Here is a 15,978-nt window from a genome sequence, read left to right as displayed (position 1 = left end):
CCATCAGTCCCGGTCCGTACCGTGGGAAACGGCACTGAACGATCACGGCAGCGCCACCCGGCGGGTGAGGCAGCCAAACGGCGGCCCGCCCGAAGCACGGCCGTCCCGCGCGACGACCTTCCGACGCGCGACCGCGAGCAGGCCGCTTCGCCCCACAGCCGGCAATCTTGGACACTTTCCGTCAGCTCGGAACGGAAAGTGTCCAAGATCTACGCTGCCGGGCCCGGCTTCACCGCCAACAGCCCGGGGCTGCCGAGGGTGGATGGACTCAGCGGGGCTGGTCGGGGTGGTCGTTGGGCTTGATGTGTTGCGTGCGGTCGGTGTCCGCGTCGGTGGGGTGGGAGATGACCTCGGTCGGGTCGGCGGACTGACGCGGGATGGCCTGGGTGGGGTCGGCCGACGGCGGCTGCCCGAACGGGGGCGCGGCGGGCGGCGGCGCGGCCGGGGACGACGACGCCGACGGGTTGGTCGGGTTCGTTGCCGGCGCGGACTGCGGTGCCCGGAACGGCGGCGCGGACTGCGGATGCGGCGGGGCCAACTGCGAGAACGGCGGAGCCGACTGCGGGTGCGGCGGGCCGGACTGCGGGAATGGCGGGGCCGACTGCGGGGCCTGGAACGGCGGCGACGGCTGGCCGTACTGGCCGGCCTGCGGGTAGCCGCTTGGCTGGCCGGCCTGCGGGTAGCCGGCCGGCTGGCCGGGCGCGGACCATCCGCCCTGCGGCTGGCCACCGGGCTGACCCGGGGGCTGCCAACCGCCCGGCTGCTGCGGCCAGCCCGGCTGGGGCTGGCCGTAGACGCCCGGCTGAGGCTTGGGTCGCGGCACGTAGTAGTGGGCGCGCCAGATGGTGTAGACCACCCACGCGGCGATTGCGAAGATCACCATCCAGGCGAACCGGGTGAGCACACCGAGCAGCGCGTCGAGCACCTCGGCCTCGGCGAGACGACCCACCGTCCAGATCAGCATGGTCAGCGTGCCGAACAGCGCGCTCACCGCGTACTCGACGAGAGCCGCCTGAGTGATCAGCTTCGCCTTCGGCAGTACCGGTGAGATGTGCGTGGCCAGCAGCACGGCCAGCAGGGGCAGACCCACCGCCTCCACCCCGACGAACGCGTAGAAGGCACTGCCCGCGCGGTCGGTGAAGGAGCTGTAGTCGTTCGGGGCGATGAACCGGAGCAGGCCCACGAAGAGGAACACGGCGTTGGCGCCAAGCAGCGCGAGCGCGGCGAGCTCACGTAGTGGCTTGGTCAGCTGACGGGCCTGCGTCGCGTCGGAGGACGCGGGCTCGGCGGGGCTGGTCACGAGCTCCCCCTCGGGGCATGAACGGACAGGGCGCACGTGAGCCTAGTCTCTGGGGCCACCGACGGATCGGAGGCGTCACGTGCGCGAGGATGGTCGACATGCGCATCGTGGTTCTGGCCGGCGGCATCGGCGGCGCCCGGTTCCTGCTCGGGGTCCGGGCGTACGCCCGCGACGTCGGCGCGGAGGTGACCGCCGTGGTCAACGTCGGCGACGACCTGTGGTTGCACGGGTTGAAGATCTGCCCTGACCTGGACAGCGTCATGTACACGCTCGGCGGTGGCGCCGACCCGGAGCGGGGTTGGGGTCGGGTCGGCGAGAGTTGGACGGTCAAGCAGGAGCTGGCCGCGTACGGGGCACAGCCGACCTGGTTCGGCCTCGGCGACAAGGACATCGCCACCCACCTGGTCCGCAGCACCATGCTCAACGGCGGATACCCGTTGAGCGCGGTCACCGAGGCGTTGGCCACCCGCTGGCAGCCGGGCGTACGTCTGTTGCCGGCGACGGACGACCGCCTGGAGACCCACGCCATCGTGAGTGGGCAGAGTGAGCCGGCAGCCGCGGACGGCGCGGGTGCCGTGGCGGACGAGCAGGGTCAGCGGGCGATCCACTTCCAGGAGTGGTGGGTGCGGTACCGCGCCAATATCAACACGCACCGTTTCGTTTTCGTGGGCGCGGAGACGGCGAAGCCCGCGCCGGGGGTGTTGGACGCGATCGCCTCGGCCGACCTGGTGTTGATCGCGCCCAGCAACCCGGTGGTGAGCGTCGCGCCGGTGCTGGCCGTACCGGGGCTGCGGGCGGCCGTGGCCGACGGACCGGCACCGGTGGTGGGCGTGTCACCGATCATCGGCGGCGCGCCGGTGCGTGGCATGGCCGACCGGTGCCTGGAGGTGCTCGGTGTCGAGTGCAGCGCGGCGGGGGTGGGCCGGTTGTACGGCGGCCGGGCGGGCGGCGGCCTGCTCGACGGTTGGCTGGTGGCCGAGGAGGACGCTGACACGGTGGTGCCCGAGGTGACGGTCCGCGCGGTGCCGCTGCGGATGACCGACGAGGCGGCGACGGCGGCCATGGTCCGCGCTGCGGTGGAGTTGACGTGAGGCTTGAGATTCTGCCGGTGCTCGGCATCGGCCATGTGACCGAGGGCGACGACCTGGCCGCGGTGATCGCGACCGCCGCGCCGTGGCTGCGTGACGGTGACGTGCTGGTGGTGACCAGCAAGATCGTTTCCAAGGCGGAGGGGCGGCTGGTCGACGTCCCGGCCGACGGGCCGGAGCGGTTGACCGCACGGGACGAGGTCCTGGTCGGTGAGACCGCCCGGGTGGTCGCCAGCCGGGGGGCGACCCGGATCGTGCAGACCCACCACGGTTTCGTGATGGCCTCGGCGGGGATCGACGCGTCGAACGTGGACAAGACCCAGCTGGTGTTGTTGCCGGTCGATCCGGACGCCTCGGCGCGGGCTCTGCGCGACGCGCTGCGCGAGCGCTACGACCTGGACGTGGCCGTGATCATCAGCGACACGATGGGTCGGCCCTGGCGTAACGGTCTCACCGACGTGGCGCTCGGCGTGGCCGGGATGCCGGCGATCCGCGACCACCGGGGGGAGACCGACCCGTACGGCAACGAGTTGCAGTTGACCCAGATGGCCGTGGTGGACGAGCTGGCGGGCGCCGGCGAACTGATCAAGGGCAAGTGCGATCAGGTCCCGGTCGCGGTGGTGCGGGGCTACCTGCCTGCCGGCAGTCCCGACGACACCGGTGGCGCGCGGGCGTTGATCCGCGACGCCGCGCAGGACCTCTTCTCGCTCGGCACCGCCGAGGCCCGCGCCGCCGGGCTGGCCGACGCCGCCACCCTGGCCGATGGTCCCGGTCCGACGCCGGCCGACCTGACCGCGGTGCAACGGGCGATCGACGCGGTCGCCGGGGTGGTCGCCCCCGGCACGGTCTTCACCCTGGTCGACGAGGCGGAGGTACGCGCCGGTCTGGTCGCTGAGATGCCCGGGTGGCCTGAGGGCGCGGCCGTGCTGCTCGGTTCGGCCCCGACGCCCGTCGAGCCGATGGGTCTGGTCCGCTTCGGCGCCGACCTGCACCGGCTGCGCGTCGCTCTGGCTGCCGAGGGCGTCGGGTCGACCCTGTTGCCACCGCCCCCGGGCAGCCCGGCGAGCGCGGCGCTCGCCCTCTGAAACCGGCAAGCACCGCCCTCTGAAACCGGCAAGCACCGCCCTCTGAAGCCGGCGAGCGCCGCGCTCGCCCTGTGCGAGACGGCCGGGTCACGCGTCCAGCATGGCCCGGCCCAGCGGGGTCAACGTGTGCAGCACGCTGTTGCGTTCGCGGTGACTGACCAGCAGGCCGGCGTTGCGCAGCACGGTGGCGTGCTGGCTCGCCGCCGCCGGTGAGATGTTCAGTTGGCGGGCCACCTCACCGGTGGTGCAGCCCTCGTCGCTGGCCTGCAACACCGCGGCCCTGGTGCGGCCGAGCAGCGCGGCGAGTGATTCGCGGGCGGCACCGGCCGGGGACGCGCCGATGGCGTCGGCCGGCACCAGCCCGCCCAGCCGGTCCACCGGGTAGACCAGCACCGGGGGCAACGCCGGATCGAGGAGTGCGACCGGGGTGGCCGCGCAGAAGAACGACGGCACGAGCAGCAACCCCCGGCCGTCCAGGTGCAACTCCCGGCTGTGCGGGTAGTTGCGGACCTCCAGCACCCCGCTCTCCCAACGCATCGCCGGCCGGAGGCTGGTGAGCAGGCCCTCGACCCCGCCGTCGAGCAGCGCCCGCGCCCGGCGCGCGCGGTCCGCCGCCACCGCGGCCTGGATCCGACTCCAGTACGGGCTGATCGCCAGCGACCGGTACTGCTCCATCGACTCGGCCAGGTGGTGCAGCGCCGACACCTCACCCCGGGCCAGCGCGGCGGCCGAGGACGGCAGCTGATTCTCGGCGGCCAGCACGCTCAGGTCCCGGTGCAGCAGCTCGGCGGGGGTCCGGCGGAGCGCGTCCAGCCCGGCCTCGAAGCCGTCGACGCTGGCGTACGGGGTGAGGAAGTCGGGGAAGTAGCCGCGCGGCGGGCTCAACGCGAAGAGCAGGCGGAGCTGCTCGGAGGCGGCGTCCTGGCGAAGGTCCCGGGCCACGCTGCGTCGCCAGTTGGCGGTGAGCGGATCGCGGGTGCGACCCCGCAGCACGTGCAAGCTGAGGACCAACTCCCAGACCGGGTCCGCCGCCGGCGCCACCCGGGTCCGGAGGATGTCCTCCCCAGAAAAGTGGATCTTCAGCATGGAGCGCTCCCGTGTCGCCGGCAGGGGGATGCCGGATGACCGTTCGACTCTACCTGGCCGGCAGTAATCTCCATCTTTAAGCCTGGGCTGAAAAACCTCGACGTCTCCGGGGCCGGTTCGGCATGCTTCCAGTGCCCGAACACGGCGCCGCGCGTCCTCAAGACCCGCGCTGCCGGGGGCACCGGGACCGGGGAGGCCCCGGTGATCGGACGGCACCACGAGGGTCTGCGGCCCTTGCTCCGCAGAGGTGCCGTCCGGTCATCCCGCCCCCCGCCACTACCTCGGCCCGGTCAGCCGACCCAGAGCGCGACCCGGTGGTCCTCGTCGGTGACGTAGAACGGTCTACCGTCCAGTTCGGCCAGCCCCTCGACGTGATGAAACGGCGCCAGGTCCGCCACCGCCTCCCCGACGAGCCGGCCCCCGTCTCCCGAGTCGCCGCCGGGCAACCGGAAGCGGACGTGCCGGGAGGTGACGTCGCCCCCGCCCGGGTGGTCGTCGAGCAGGACCGATCCCTTGCCCAACGCGTCGATCGAGCCCACCACCGCCGCGTACCCGCCATCCGCCGTCGGAGTGATCGCCCGGAAGCCGGTCAGTTGCCCCGGCGGGGTGACCCCGGTCAACACGTACGCGCCCAACGCGCGGGGCCAGGTCGGCTCGGCGGTGAACATGGCCGGCACGTCGGCCACCTCGACCAGGATCGGCTCACCGGCGTCGGTGACCGGGAACCGTAGCCCGAGCAGCACCGTCCCGGCCGGCGTGAACGCCGCCGCCTCCACGTTCAACGGCAGGTCGTCCGGGGCCAGCCGGCTCACCCAACTCTTCTGCCGGACGGTCCCCCGGGCCAACGTCTCCACGATGAACCGGGCCCGCACCCGCTCCCCCGCCGGCAGGAGGGTCAGCGGCGACGCGGCGAGCGCGTCGTTCACCGCCCGGTGCAACCGGAACGAGTTGCGCACCACCTGCACCGGCACCGGCCCGGCCGCCACCTCGTCCTCCCGGAACCGGGCCACGAAGGCACGCCGGGGTCGCAGCGGGCCGGCCTTCGAGCCGAAGTGGGAGCCGAAGACGTACACCCAGCCGTCGTGGTGGGCGAGCGCCTCACCATCCTCGGTACGCCCGTTCTCCACCCCGGCGTCCGCCCGCACGTGCCGGGCCGTCCACTCGCCGTCCTCCCGCTCCAGCAGCAGCGCGAGACAGCGCTCCACCGGCCCCTCGTCCAGCACCGTCCAGAAGCCCCGCCGTGCACCGAACGCGCGCAGCAGCGCCGCCGACCGCACCGGAAGCAGATCGCTGGCCTCGTTACCGGCCACCACGAATTCGACGAGTCGCAGGGTCACCGGGCCAGGGTACGGAGCACACGCTCGTACAGTGGCGGGGTGCCCGACACCGTGATCACCGACCCGACCGACCACCCGACCGACCCCGACACGTTCGCGGCGCTGCACGCCGACGCCAGCGCGCTGCTCGAAGGCTGGCAGCCGACCAGCCCGGAGGCCGCCAGCGCGCGGGACCGGACGCTCGCGCTGCTCGCCGCCGGCCCGGTCGCGATGAGCCGGCGACACCGCCCCGGGCACCTCACCGCGAGCACGCTGGTGCTCGACGCCACCGGCTCGCGGGTGCTGCTCTGTCTGCACGGCAAGTTCGGGCGGTGGGTGCAGCTCGGCGGGCACTGCGAGCCGAGCGACCAGACCCTGGTCGCCGCCGCGCTCCGGGAGGCCACCGAGGAGTCCGGCATCGCCGGCCTGCGCATCGACCCGGTGCCGATCGACCTGGACGTGCACCAGGTGCAGTGCCAGGGCGGTTCCGCTCACCACGACATCCGGTTCGCCGTGCTCGCCCCGCCCGGCGCGGTGGAACAGGTCAGCGGCGAGGCCGAGGCGCTGGGTTGGTTCCCGCCGGACCAGCTGCCCGAGCCGCTGGCCGGTGGGACCAGGCAACTGGTCGCACCGGCCCTCGCAGCCCTCAGACGTAGCCCTCTTCGCCTCGCTCCTTGAGCTCGTCGACCAGGCCCTTGACGTCCTGTGCCCGGTCGCGCGGGCAGACCAGCACCGCGTCCGGGGTGTCCACCACGATCAGGTCGCGCAGACCGAGGACGGCCACCAACCGCCCCGACTGCGGCACCACCACGAGGCCGGTGCTGTCCCGCAGCAGCACGCCCGGCTTGGCGTCGGTGCCGAGCACCACGTTGCCGGCGTCGTCCGCCGCCGGTAGCACGTCACCCAGGGTGTGGAAGTCGCCGACGTCGTTCCAGCCGAAGTCGCCCGGCACCGTCGCGACGCGACCCGCCGTGGCCGCGCCCTCCATCACCGCGTAGTCGACCGAGATCTTCGGGAGGGTGGGCCAGATCGCGCCCAGGACCTCGTCCTGCTCCGGGGTGCCCCAGGCGGCGGCGATCGCGGTGACCCCGGCGTGCAGCGCCGGCTGCTGGCGGGCCAGCTCGGTGAGGAAGACGTCCACCCGCCACACGAACATGCTCGCGTTCCACAGGTGCCGGCCGGACCGGACGTACGCCTCGGCCACCTCGGCGGCCGGCTTCTCCTTGAACTCGGCCACCGTCCGCCACGGCACGCCCTCGGTCGGATCGCCGGTCTCCAGGTAGCCGTAGCCGGTCTCCGCCCAGGTCGGCGTGATCCCGACGGTCATCAGCAGGCCCTGCTCGGCGCCGCCGACCGCCTGCTGGACCGTGCGGACCCAGCTGTCCGGGTCACGGATCAGGTGGTCGGCCGCGAAGCTGCCCATCACCGCATCCGGGTCACGCACCGCGATCACGGCGGCGGCCAGCGCGATCGCCGCGCAGGAGTCGCGCGGCGAAGGCTCGACCAGGATGTTCTCCTCCGGCAGACCGGTCAGCTGCCGAGCCACCGCCGCGACGTGCGCGGCACCGGTGACCACAAGGGTCCGCTCCGGTGTGGTCAGCGGCGCGAGCCGTTCCATCGTCGCCTGGAGCAGCGAGGCACTGGTGCCGGTGAGCGGATGGAGGAATTTGGGGTGGCCAGCGCGGGACAACGGCCACAACCTTGTGCCGCTGCCACCTGCCGGAATGACCGCATAGAGCATCCGCACATCATGCCCGACGAACCTGCCCGAAGTGGCAAGGGTCACCCCCAGCGACACAAAGGGTCAGGAACGGGCACGACTCCACGCGGCGATGTGCACCTCGGCGCTGGACTCCCAGGTGAACTCCTTGGCCCGGTCGAACCCCGCCTTCGCCAACGACAACCGCCGCTGCTCGTCGTCGAGGAGAGCCGCCAGGTCCGTGCCGATCTGCTCCGGATCCTCCGAGGTGTACGCGACCGCGTCGCCACCCACCTCGGGCAGCGAGAGCCGCGGCGTGGTCAACACCGGGGCGGCACACGCCATCGCCTCCAGGATCGGCAGCCCGAAGCCCTCGCCGTAGGACGGGTACGCGGCGACGAGCGCGCCACCGAGGAAGCCCGGCAGGTCGGCGTAGCGCAGGTAGCCGGGGCGCAGCAGACGCAGGTGCGACGGGACCTCGGCCACCGCCCGGTCGATGTCGTCGTCGTGCCCCTGCCCACCGGCGATCACCAGGGCGGGCGGGTCGGCCCGGTCAGCCACCGCCCGCGCCCAACCACGGATCAGGTTGGGCACGTTCTTGCGCGGCTCCTTGGCGCCGAGGAAGGCGACGTAGCTGCTGTTGCCCAACCCCAGACGAGCACGGACACGGGCCTTCTCCTCCTCGGTGGGGGCGTGGAAGGCAGCCTGGTCGACGCCGTGGTAGGCCACGTCGATGCGGGTCGGATCGGCGTCCAGCAGCCGGATCAGCTCGTCCCGGGTGGCCTTGCTGGGCACGATCACCCGGTCGGCGCGGCGCAGCGAGGTCTTGATGGCGCTGCGGAAGAACGTGCGGCGCGACTTGTCGTAATGCTCCGGCTCGGTGAAGAACGTCGCGTCGTGCACGGTGACCGTGACCGGACACCCGGCCCGCAGCGGGCAGGTGTAGAAGGGCGAGTGCAGCACGTGTGCCCCCACCTGCTGGGCGAGCAGCGGCAGGCCGGTCTGCTCCCACGCGAGCCGGGCCGGGCGGTGCGCCACGGCGGCCGGGGCGGGGATGATCTCCGCCCCGGGCAGCATGCGGGTGTAACGCTCCAGGTCGGTGCGGAGGCTGACCACCGCCAGCTCCACCCCCGACCCGCACACCTTGCCGAGGGCGCCGAGCAGACCGTCGACGTATCGACCGACACCACCACGGTCGGCGGGGACACTCGTGGCGTCGATGAGCACGCGGGGCGGGCGACCGGCGGTCACGGGGCGACTCCTTGTACTGGCGGGTCTGTGGGGAACAACACTCCGGGGGTCAAGCCTACGCCGGGGCGCGGGTCCGACGCTGACTGCGACCCGACGGTACGCCGACTTGTCATCGTCATCGAGTACGGCCCGCAGGGGCGTATCGTTCGCGCCGATGGCCGACAACATTGCCCGGGTGTTCGCCGACGCGATCGCGACCGACCCGACCAGACCGATGCTCACCTGGTACGACGACGCCACCGGCGACCGCACCGAACTCTCCGGCACCACACTGGCGAACTGGGTGGCGAAGACCGCCAACCTTCTCGTCGACGAGGTCGGCCTCGCGCCGGGCACCCCGGCCGGTGTGCTGTTGCCACCGCACTGGCAGACCGCGGCGGTGCTGCTCGGCTGCTGGTCGGCCAAGTTGAGCGTCGTCGACACACCGGGCGACGTGGACGTGCTCTTCGCCGCCGCCGACCAGCTCGACGAGGCGCAGTCCTGGTCCGCCGACGAGCGGTACGCCCTCGGGCTGGCCCCCCTCGCCGCCCCGCTCCGGCAGGTGCCGCCCGGGTTCGCCGACTACGTCGTCGAGGTACGCGGACACGGTGACCACTTCACGCCGCAACCCGGTCCGGGCCCCACCGACGGGCACCTGCTGGCTCGCGCCGAGGCCCGCGCCACCGAGCTGGGCATCGAGGCCGGCGCGCGGGTCCTGGTGGACGCCACCCGTTACCCCGACCCGGTCGACTGGCTCCTGGCTCCGCTGACCCGCGCCGCCACCGTGGTCCTCTGCGCCAACCAGGACCCAGCCCGCCTAGCCGCCAAACTGAGCACAGAAAAAGTAACCCACCCCCTCCCCTAACCCCCCAGCCCCGCCCCGCCCGCCCCGCCCGACCCACCCCACCCCACCCCGACCCGGCCCGCCCCGCCCCGGCCCGACCCGCCCTGGCCGATCATGGACTTGTGGTGGGTAACTTTCGTGGATACGCCCCTTTTGAGAGGCACCACAACTCCTTGATCGACGCCAACGGGGGCGCGGGGGCCAGCGGGGGCGGAGCGGGGGCGGAGCGGGGGCGGGGCGAGGGCGGAGCGGGGGCGGAGGGTTAGGACTGGTTGCGGGAGTGGGCCAGGGTGGCGAAGGCCGTCAGGGACTCGGGGTTGGCCAGAGCGCCCTTGGCGGCGGCCTGGTCGACCGGAGTGCCGGTGAGGATCTTCTTGACCGGCACCTCCAGCTTCTTCGCCGAGAGGGTGCGGGGCACCGCCCGCACCTGATGGATCTCGTCGGGCACGTGCCGGGGTGAGAGCGCCGTCCGCAGCTCGCGGCAGATCTTGGCGCGCATCGGGTCGTCCAACTCCAGGCCCTCGGCCAGCACCACGAAGAGCAACAGCTCACCGGCGCCGCCCTCGTCGTCCTCCAGATGGACGACGACCGAGTCGACGACCTCGTCGAGCCCCTCCACCACGGAGTAGAACTCGGCGGTGCCGAGCCGGACGCCACCGCGGTTGAGCGTCGCGTCGGAGCGCCCGGTGATCACGCAGCCACCCCGCTCGTTGATCGTGATCCAGTCGCCGTGCCGCCAGACGCCCGGGTAGACGTCGAAGTACGCCTCGGAGTAGCGGGTGCCGTCCGGGTCGTTCCAGAAGCTCACCGGCATGCTCGGCATCGGCTCGGTGATGACCAGCTCGCCGAGTTCGCCGATGACCGGCGTGCCGTCGGGGGACCGGGCCTCCACCTTCGCGCCCAACGCGCGGCAGGCGATCTCACCGGCGTACACCGGCAGCAGCGGCACCCCGCCGACGAAGCCTGTGCACACGTCGGTGCCGCCGGAGAGCGACTGGAGTTGGAGGTGGTCGCCGACCGTCTCGTACACCCAGCGGAAGCCCTCGGCGGGTAGCGGCGCGCCGGTGGAACCCACGCCGCGCAGCGCCGACAGGTCGGCGACGTCCCGGGGGACCAGCCCGGCCTTGCGGCAGGCCAACAGGTACGGCGCGGAGGTGCCGAAGTACGTGGTGCCGGTCTCCGCCGCCAGCCGCCACAGCGCGCCGAGGTCGGGCTCGGCCGTCCGGCCGGGCTCCGCCCGGACCCCCGGGTTGCCGTCGAAGAGCACGATGGCGGCGCCCACCGCCGGGCCGGAGACCAGGAAGTTCCACATCATCCAGCCGGTGGTGGTGAACCAGAAGAACCGGTCGGCCGGGCCCAGGTCGTGGTGCAGGGCGAGCATCTTCAGGTGTTCCAGCAGGATGCCGCCGTGACCGTGCACGATCGGCTTCGGCAGCCCGGTGGTGCCCGAGGAGTAGAGCACGTACAGCGGGTGGTCGAACGGCACCGGCGTGAACGTCAACGGCTCGTCGGTGGGCGCCGCCAACTCGGCCCAGCTCAGCGCGCCGGCGGGAGCGGGGCCGGTCGGGTCGAGGTAGCCGATGCCGACGGTGTGCCGCAGCGACGGCAGGGCGGCCCGGATCGCGGCGACCTCGGCGCGCCGGTCCACCGGCTTGTCGCCGTACCGGTAGCCGTCGACGGCGACCAGCACGGTCGGTTCGATCTGCTGCCAGCGGTCGGTGACGCTGCGGGTGCCGAACTCCGGCGCGCAGGACGAGAAGATCGCGCCCAGGCTCGCGGTGGCCAGCAGCAGGACGTACGTCTCGGCGATGTTCGGGGCGTACGCCGCCACCCGGTCACCGGCGGTGACGCCGAGCCGGCGCAGCCCGGCCGACACCCGGCGGACCTGTTCGCGCAGCTCTGCGGCGGTCAGCGTGACCGGCGGGCGGGTCTGCCCGTGGGAGATCACCACCGGGTCGTCGTCGGCCCGCCCGGGCATCCGCAGCACGTTCTCCGCGTAGTTGAGCGTGGCGCCGGGGAACCAGCGGGCGCCGGGCATCCGCCGCTGCGCCAGGGTGGCGGTCGGCGGGGTGTGTGCGATCACCTCGAAGTGGTCCCAGATCGAGCGCCAGAACCCGTCCAGATCGGTGGTGGACCAGTGCCACAGCGCGTCGTAGTCGGCGAAGTCCAATCCACGGTGCTCCCGCAGCCAGCGCAGGTAGGCGCCGATCCGGGACCGCTCGAGTACGTCCGTCGGCGGCGCCCACAGCATGTCACCCACTGCTCCACCCTCCCCCTGGCCCGACACGCCACTGTGACTGGGCCGTGGCGCCATCTTGCCCTACCTCGAAGCGCCATTCTGCGCACGGGGTCGGCCGACCGACGCGTGCCCGTCCCACACTCCACCCCGCCACCTCATGTGGGTCAGCCAGCGCGGTGGGCCTGGATGGCGCGGCGGCGGGCGAGCCGGTGCGCCCGGCGGATCTCCGCCTCCCTGTACCGGCGCTCGTCCTCCGCCGTCTCCGGCAGCACCGGGCGGACGGCCCGCGGCGCCCCACCGACGTCCACCCCGACGAACACCAGGTACGCGGTGGCCACCCGGACCGGGGCGTCCTCGGCCGAGTCCCACCGTTCGGCGACCACCCGCACGCCCACCTCCATCGAGGTCTGGCCGGTCCAGTTCACCTGAGCGTGCGCGTGCACGAGGTCGCCGACCCGGACCGCCTCGGAGAAGACGATCTCGTCGATCGCCGCCGTCACCGCGGTTCCGCCGCTGTGTCGCGCGGCGGCGGCCCCGGCCACGTCGTCGACGAACTTCATCAGGACCCCGCCGTGCACGGTGCCGTAGAGGTTCACGTCCACCGCGGTCATGATCTTGCTGAGAGTGACGCGCGAGTACGACGTCGGCTTGCCGGTCGGAGCGGCGGAGAGGTGCTCTGTCATGCCGAAAACGGTACGGTGCGCGGATGCGACATCTCTGGAGCTTCCTCGCCGGGCTGGTGGTGGCGCCCATCACCTGGGTGCTGGTCACACTGGGGCAGGACGGGTCGAGCCGGACGGTCGACCGCTGGGTGGAGATCGGCACGTTCAACACCGCCAACCTGATCGAGCCGGCCGTGTACCTCGGTGTCGGCGGTGTCCTGCTGGGCCTGCTCGGCACGCTGCGCTTCTCGCCGCTGGGCCCGCTGGTGGCCGGGGCGCTGCTGGTCACCCCGTACATCGGGATGTTCGTGGCGCCCTTCTCGACGCGGGACGCGATCCCGCACGAGTGGAAGGTGTTCGGCGACCCGTTGCCGCTGCGGCTGCCCGTGGAGAACGGGACGCTGTTCCTGGTCGGCCTGTTGCTGCTGATGGCGACCTTCAGCAGGCAGCGTTGGCGGCAGTGGCCGAGCCCGGCGACCGATCCGGTCACCGCACCCACCCCCGCGGCGGACGGAGGCCCCCGCACCGAAGAGTTCACCTTGACCGACTGGCCGCCGCCGCAGCCCGCCGAGCGCGACACCGCGCCGCTCACTCTGGGTTACCCGGCCGACTCGACACCCACCGAACCGCTGCCCCGCCGGGTGGGTGGCGAATCACCCTGGTCCGCCCCGCCGCGCGGTCAACCGCGCGCCGAGGACACCACCGAGACCCACTGATCGTCGGGCGGGCCGGGCGACCGGCCCGCCCGCTCTCCTGCAGAGAGCGTCTCTCCTCGCTGACGTTCGGGATGGCGCGGGTGATCTCCTCCGGAGAGCGTCGAGTCCGCGCCTAGTGCAGCGCGACCGCCAGCTCCGGATCGACCGTGCCAAGGCTCGCGCGGGGCACGACGAGGAGCATGACGATCAGCGCGGCGGCCATGCCGCCCGCGATGACGATCGCCATCGGTACGCTCCCGGTCCCGAACAGACCCGCCAACGGCGCCGACACCGCACCGATACCGAACTGCACCGCGCCGAGCAGCGCGGCGGCGGTGCCGGCGGCCTCGCTGTGCCGGCTCATCGCCAGCGCCGGAGCGTTCGGCAGGGCGAGGCCGGCGGCGGCCAGGACCAGCCACAGTGACCCGAGCAGGGTGCCCAGGCCGCCGAAGCCGGTCGCCGCGAACATGACCAGCAGCAGCCCGGCCGCCGTTCCGGCGATCAGGGCGCTGACCAGGATCTGCTGCGGGGTGTAGCGGCGCAGCAGCCGCACGTTGAACTGGGTGGCCCCGATCAGGCCCACCGCGCCGGCCCCGAAGGCCACACCGAACTGCTGCTCGTCGAGGCCGTACTCCTTCTGGAGCACGAACGACGAACCCGAGACGTACGCGAACAGGGCCGCCATCGCCAGGCCGGCGACGAGCACCAGGCCCACGAACGCCCGGTCGTTGAGCAACCCCCGGTAGTCGCGCAGGGTGGCGCTCACCCCGCCGTGCCGCCGACGCGACACCGGCAGGGTCTCCGGCAGCCGGAACGCGGCCACGACGATCAGCAGCGCGCCCAGCACCGCCAGCGCGGCGAAGACGCCCCGCCAGTCGGTCCAGCCCAACAGGCCGCTGCCCAGGGTCGGCGCGAGGATCGGCGCCAGACCCATGACGAGCATCAGCCGGGAGAAGATCCGGGCGAAGGACGCGCCGCTGAACAGGTCGCGGACCACGGCCGTCGCGACCACGGTGGCGGCCGCGACACCGAGCCCCTGGAGTACGCGCAGCCCGCCGAGCACCCCGATGTTGGGCGCGAAGACGCAGAGGACGGACGCCAGGATGTGCGCGGCCAGACCGGCCAGCAGCGGCACCCGCCGCCCGACCACGTCGGAGAGCGGCCCGATCAGCAACTGACCCAAGGCCAGACCGACCAGCGTGCCGGTCAGCGTCAACTGCACCGCGGTCTCGGTGGTCTGTAGACCCGCCGTGATGGCGGGCAGCGCGGGCAGGTACATGTCGATGGTCAACGGCCCGATGGCGATCAGCGCGCCGAGCACGAGGACGAGCTGCGCCCGCTGGCGGTTGGTCATCAGGTCGCCGGGCAACACCTCGTGCGCGACGGCGGAATCGCGTCCGGTCTTCTCCACCAACTGCTTCATCATCTCGATCTCTCTGCGGGATGCGTCGTCACGAACCGCGGCGTGAACGCGAGCGGCCAGGCCCAAGCGCCGGATCGCCGGGCGTCACCGCGAGGGCGTGGACGCGGCAGCAAAGCGGTGGGCGGCGTGGACGTGACGAGGCAGGGGTCGTGGCGGGGGATGGCCGGGTGAATCGATGGTCCGAGGGTGATTCTCTCGCTCGGCAACAGCGCGCCGACGGTTGACGTTCCCGGTGTGTGGGGCGTCACCCCGTCCGGTCGGGCCGCCACGCGCCTCTTCGAGGTTGCCGGAGACGCGCCCGGCGGTCGCCGGATCCACGATCCACCGGGCACCCAGTGAACATTGACGGATACAAGATCGCGTGCTTAGGATCACCACACCGCTACGCAACGCCTCGGGGGTGTCACCGTGCGTCATGGTTTCTCGGCTCGACTCGGTAGGTGGTCAAGCGTCCTGATGGCCGCCGTCATGATGGCCGGCATATTTTCCGCGTCGGCGGCCCAAGCCAGCCCGGCGGCGGATTCAGCAGGTCTGACCGGCGGCATGCACTACCTGATCGACCCGAAGACCGGCGCGGTGGTCTCCGCGCAGCCAATCGGCGACTTCAGCACACTGATCAGCAACACACCCATCTGCACGAACACGTCGTACGCCTGCTACTTCTCCGGTTCGACGCCGTACGCCAACCAGGGCTTCTACGGCTCGGCGGGGACCAAGACCGGCAGCTGGCCCGCGCGTAACGGAGGCAAGAGCGGCAGCTACACCGTGAAGTTCTGCTGGTCCGACGGCGGAACAGTATGCAGCCCGATCTACCCCCCGGGTGCTGTCTGGAGCTACGCCGACGGCCGCCTCCGCACGGGCACCTCCGTCACCATCTACTGAGCCACGTCGAGTGGGCTCCTCCGGCGCTGCGGCTGGCGGCTGGCGGCTGGCGGAGCCCACTCGACGCCCACCCCTCAGCATCGACACGGGCGACGTTCTTATCGGCGTGAGGGTCGACCAGGACGCCCAGCCAGGTCGGCCTGCCAACCTCCCGCACCCGGGGCAACCGGCCGCGCAGCACCAGGCAACCGTCGACGACACCCAACTGTTGGTCGTCGCGGCGCTGCGCGTACCGCTGTGCCCGCCCCTGCCAGATCGCCCCCAGCGCGGCAGCGACGGCGGCGATCGCCGTCACCGCCGCGACGATCCACAGATCTGTGACGTTCGCCGCGACCAGGGCCGCAGGCATCGCCGTCAGCAGCGCGAGCCCGGCGACGCCGAGGATGACCCTGCGGTCGCGCGATCGTCCCGCAACCATGCCACCCGGCT

At 72.5% G+C, this 15,978-nt stretch carries 16 protein-coding genes; 7 read left to right on the top strand and 9 right to left on the bottom strand.

Going from position 1 to position 15,978, the window contains the following annotated elements:
• Positions 1 to 268: 268 nt before the first annotated feature.
• Positions 269 to 1,300: a hypothetical protein gene (locus AB0J33_RS05355; protein ID WP_363610038.1), complete on the bottom strand. Its 1,032-nt coding sequence runs from the start codon at positions 1,298 to 1,300 to the stop codon at positions 269 to 271.
• Positions 1,301 to 1,398: 98 nt separating this feature from the next.
• Between AB0J33_RS05355 and cofD the strand changes: the two genes are divergently transcribed.
• Both cofD and AB0J33_RS05345 read left to right on the top strand, forming a co-directional pair.
• The gene (gene cofD / locus AB0J33_RS05350; RefSeq protein ID WP_363610036.1) at positions 1,399 to 2,391 is read left to right on the top strand and encodes a 2-phospho-L-lactate transferase; all 993 of its coding nucleotides are present in this window, start codon (positions 1,399 to 1,401) and stop codon (positions 2,389 to 2,391) included.
• Complete coding sequence (locus AB0J33_RS05345) at positions 2,388 to 3,473, top strand: coenzyme F420-0:L-glutamate ligase (protein WP_363610034.1); 1,086 nt, start codon at positions 2,388 to 2,390, stop codon at positions 3,471 to 3,473. The genes cofD and AB0J33_RS05345 overlap by 4 nt, the downstream gene beginning before the upstream one ends.
• A gap of 87 nt (positions 3,474 to 3,560) precedes the next feature.
• On the opposite strand, the gene AB0J33_RS05340 is transcribed toward AB0J33_RS05345, so the two are convergent.
• Together AB0J33_RS05340 and AB0J33_RS05335 are read right to left on the bottom strand one after the other, a co-directional pair.
• Positions 3,561 to 4,559, bottom strand: a complete 999-nt coding sequence (locus AB0J33_RS05340) for a winged helix-turn-helix domain-containing protein (RefSeq protein WP_363610032.1) — start codon at positions 4,557 to 4,559, stop codon at positions 3,561 to 3,563.
• A 290-nt stretch (positions 4,560 to 4,849) separates the two neighbouring features.
• Positions 4,850 to 5,896 (bottom strand): hypothetical protein, encoded by a 1,047-nt coding sequence (locus AB0J33_RS05335; RefSeq protein WP_363610030.1) that lies wholly within the window; start codon positions 5,894 to 5,896, stop codon positions 4,850 to 4,852.
• A gap of 39 nt (positions 5,897 to 5,935) precedes the next feature.
• Here AB0J33_RS05335 and AB0J33_RS05330 point away from each other — a divergent pair, with 39 nt between their 5' ends.
• Entirely contained in the window at positions 5,936 to 6,553 is a 618-nt protein-coding gene (locus AB0J33_RS05330; RefSeq protein ID WP_363610028.1) for an NUDIX domain-containing protein, read from the top strand.
• Here the strand turns inward: AB0J33_RS05330 and AB0J33_RS05325 are convergent.
• Both AB0J33_RS05325 and AB0J33_RS05320 read right to left on the bottom strand, forming a co-directional pair.
• Entirely contained in the window at positions 6,522 to 7,616 is a 1,095-nt protein-coding gene (locus tag AB0J33_RS05325; RefSeq protein WP_363610027.1) for a sugar phosphate nucleotidyltransferase, read from the bottom strand. The two genes, AB0J33_RS05330 and AB0J33_RS05325, sit on opposite strands and share 32 nt — an antisense overlap.
• Positions 7,617 to 7,679: 63 nt before the next feature.
• Positions 7,680 to 8,825: a glycosyltransferase family 1 protein gene (locus AB0J33_RS05320; RefSeq protein WP_363610025.1), complete on the bottom strand. Its 1,146-nt coding sequence runs from the start codon at positions 8,823 to 8,825 to the stop codon at positions 7,680 to 7,682.
• Between the two features lie 154 nt (positions 8,826 to 8,979).
• Here AB0J33_RS05320 and AB0J33_RS05315 point away from each other — a divergent pair, with 154 nt between their 5' ends.
• On the top strand, positions 8,980 to 9,669 hold the full coding sequence (locus AB0J33_RS05315; protein ID WP_363610024.1) for a TIGR03089 family protein: 690 nt from the start codon (positions 8,980 to 8,982) through the stop codon (positions 9,667 to 9,669).
• Between the two features lie 241 nt (positions 9,670 to 9,910).
• On the opposite strand, the gene AB0J33_RS05310 is transcribed toward AB0J33_RS05315, so the two are convergent.
• Together AB0J33_RS05310 and AB0J33_RS05305 are read right to left on the bottom strand one after the other, a co-directional pair.
• Positions 9,911 to 11,908, bottom strand: coding sequence for an acetoacetate--CoA ligase (locus AB0J33_RS05310; protein WP_363610022.1), 1,998 nt, complete (start codon positions 11,906 to 11,908; stop codon positions 9,911 to 9,913).
• 143 nt (positions 11,909 to 12,051) lie between these two features.
• Positions 12,052 to 12,570, bottom strand: coding sequence for a hotdog domain-containing protein (locus AB0J33_RS05305; RefSeq protein WP_363610020.1), 519 nt, complete (start codon positions 12,568 to 12,570; stop codon positions 12,052 to 12,054).
• Between the two features lie 23 nt (positions 12,571 to 12,593).
• Between AB0J33_RS05305 and AB0J33_RS05300 the strand changes: the two genes are divergently transcribed.
• On the top strand, positions 12,594 to 13,265 hold the full coding sequence (locus AB0J33_RS05300) for a hypothetical protein (protein ID WP_363610018.1): 672 nt from the start codon (positions 12,594 to 12,596) through the stop codon (positions 13,263 to 13,265).
• 112 nt (positions 13,266 to 13,377) lie between these two features.
• Here the strand turns inward: AB0J33_RS05300 and AB0J33_RS05295 are convergent, their stop codons facing one another.
• Positions 13,378 to 14,670, bottom strand: coding sequence for a multidrug effflux MFS transporter (locus AB0J33_RS05295; RefSeq protein ID WP_363610016.1), 1,293 nt, complete (start codon positions 14,668 to 14,670; stop codon positions 13,378 to 13,380).
• Positions 14,671 to 14,853: 183 nt separating this feature from the next.
• Here AB0J33_RS05295 and AB0J33_RS05290 point away from each other — a divergent pair, with 183 nt between their 5' ends.
• Positions 14,854 to 15,006 (top strand): hypothetical protein, encoded by a 153-nt coding sequence (locus AB0J33_RS05290; protein ID WP_363610014.1) that lies wholly within the window; start codon positions 14,854 to 14,856, stop codon positions 15,004 to 15,006.
• A 117-nt stretch (positions 15,007 to 15,123) separates the two neighbouring features.
• Entirely contained in the window at positions 15,124 to 15,549 is a 426-nt protein-coding gene (locus AB0J33_RS05285) for a hypothetical protein (protein WP_363610012.1), read from the top strand.
• Here the strand turns inward: AB0J33_RS05285 and AB0J33_RS05280 are convergent.
• On the bottom strand, positions 15,536 to 15,967 hold the full coding sequence (locus AB0J33_RS05280; RefSeq protein WP_363610010.1) for a hypothetical protein: 432 nt from the start codon (positions 15,965 to 15,967) through the stop codon (positions 15,536 to 15,538). The two genes, AB0J33_RS05285 and AB0J33_RS05280, sit on opposite strands and share 14 nt — an antisense overlap.
• Positions 15,968 to 15,978 lie beyond the last annotated feature (11 nt).

This window comes from Micromonospora sp. NPDC049645 (genome assembly GCF_040675155.1).
Classification (GTDB): Bacteria; Actinomycetota; Actinomycetes; order Mycobacteriales; family Micromonosporaceae; genus Micromonospora.
This window is presented reverse-complemented; position numbering and strand designations above follow the sequence as displayed.

Bases quoted from the DNA above. Each gene is read 5' to 3' on its own strand.
- AB0J33_RS05285 (WP_363610012.1), top strand. From the start codon at position 15,124: ATGGCCGCCGTCATGATGGCCGGCATATTTTCCGCGTCGGCGGCCCAA.
- AB0J33_RS05300 (WP_363610018.1), top strand. From the start codon at position 12,594: ATGCGACATCTCTGGAGCTTCCTCGCCGGGCTGGTGGTGGCGCCCATC.
- AB0J33_RS05305 (WP_363610020.1), bottom strand. From the start codon at position 12,570: ATGACAGAGCACCTCTCCGCCGCTCCGACCGGCAAGCCGACGTCGTAC.
- AB0J33_RS05315 (WP_363610024.1), top strand. From the start codon at position 8,980: ATGGCCGACAACATTGCCCGGGTGTTCGCCGACGCGATCGCGACCGAC.
- AB0J33_RS05280 (WP_363610010.1), bottom strand. From the start codon at position 15,967: ATGGTTGCGGGACGATCGCGCGACCGCAGGGTCATCCTCGGCGTCGCC.
- AB0J33_RS05325 (WP_363610027.1), bottom strand. From the start codon at position 7,616: ATGCTCTATGCGGTCATTCCGGCAGGTGGCAGCGGCACAAGGTTGTGG.
- AB0J33_RS05340 (WP_363610032.1), bottom strand. From the start codon at position 4,559: ATGCTGAAGATCCACTTTTCTGGGGAGGACATCCTCCGGACCCGGGTG.
- cofD (WP_363610036.1), top strand. From the start codon at position 1,399: ATGCGCATCGTGGTTCTGGCCGGCGGCATCGGCGGCGCCCGGTTCCTG.
- AB0J33_RS05295 (WP_363610016.1), bottom strand. From the start codon at position 14,670: ATGATGAAGCAGTTGGTGGAGAAGACCGGACGCGATTCCGCCGTCGCG.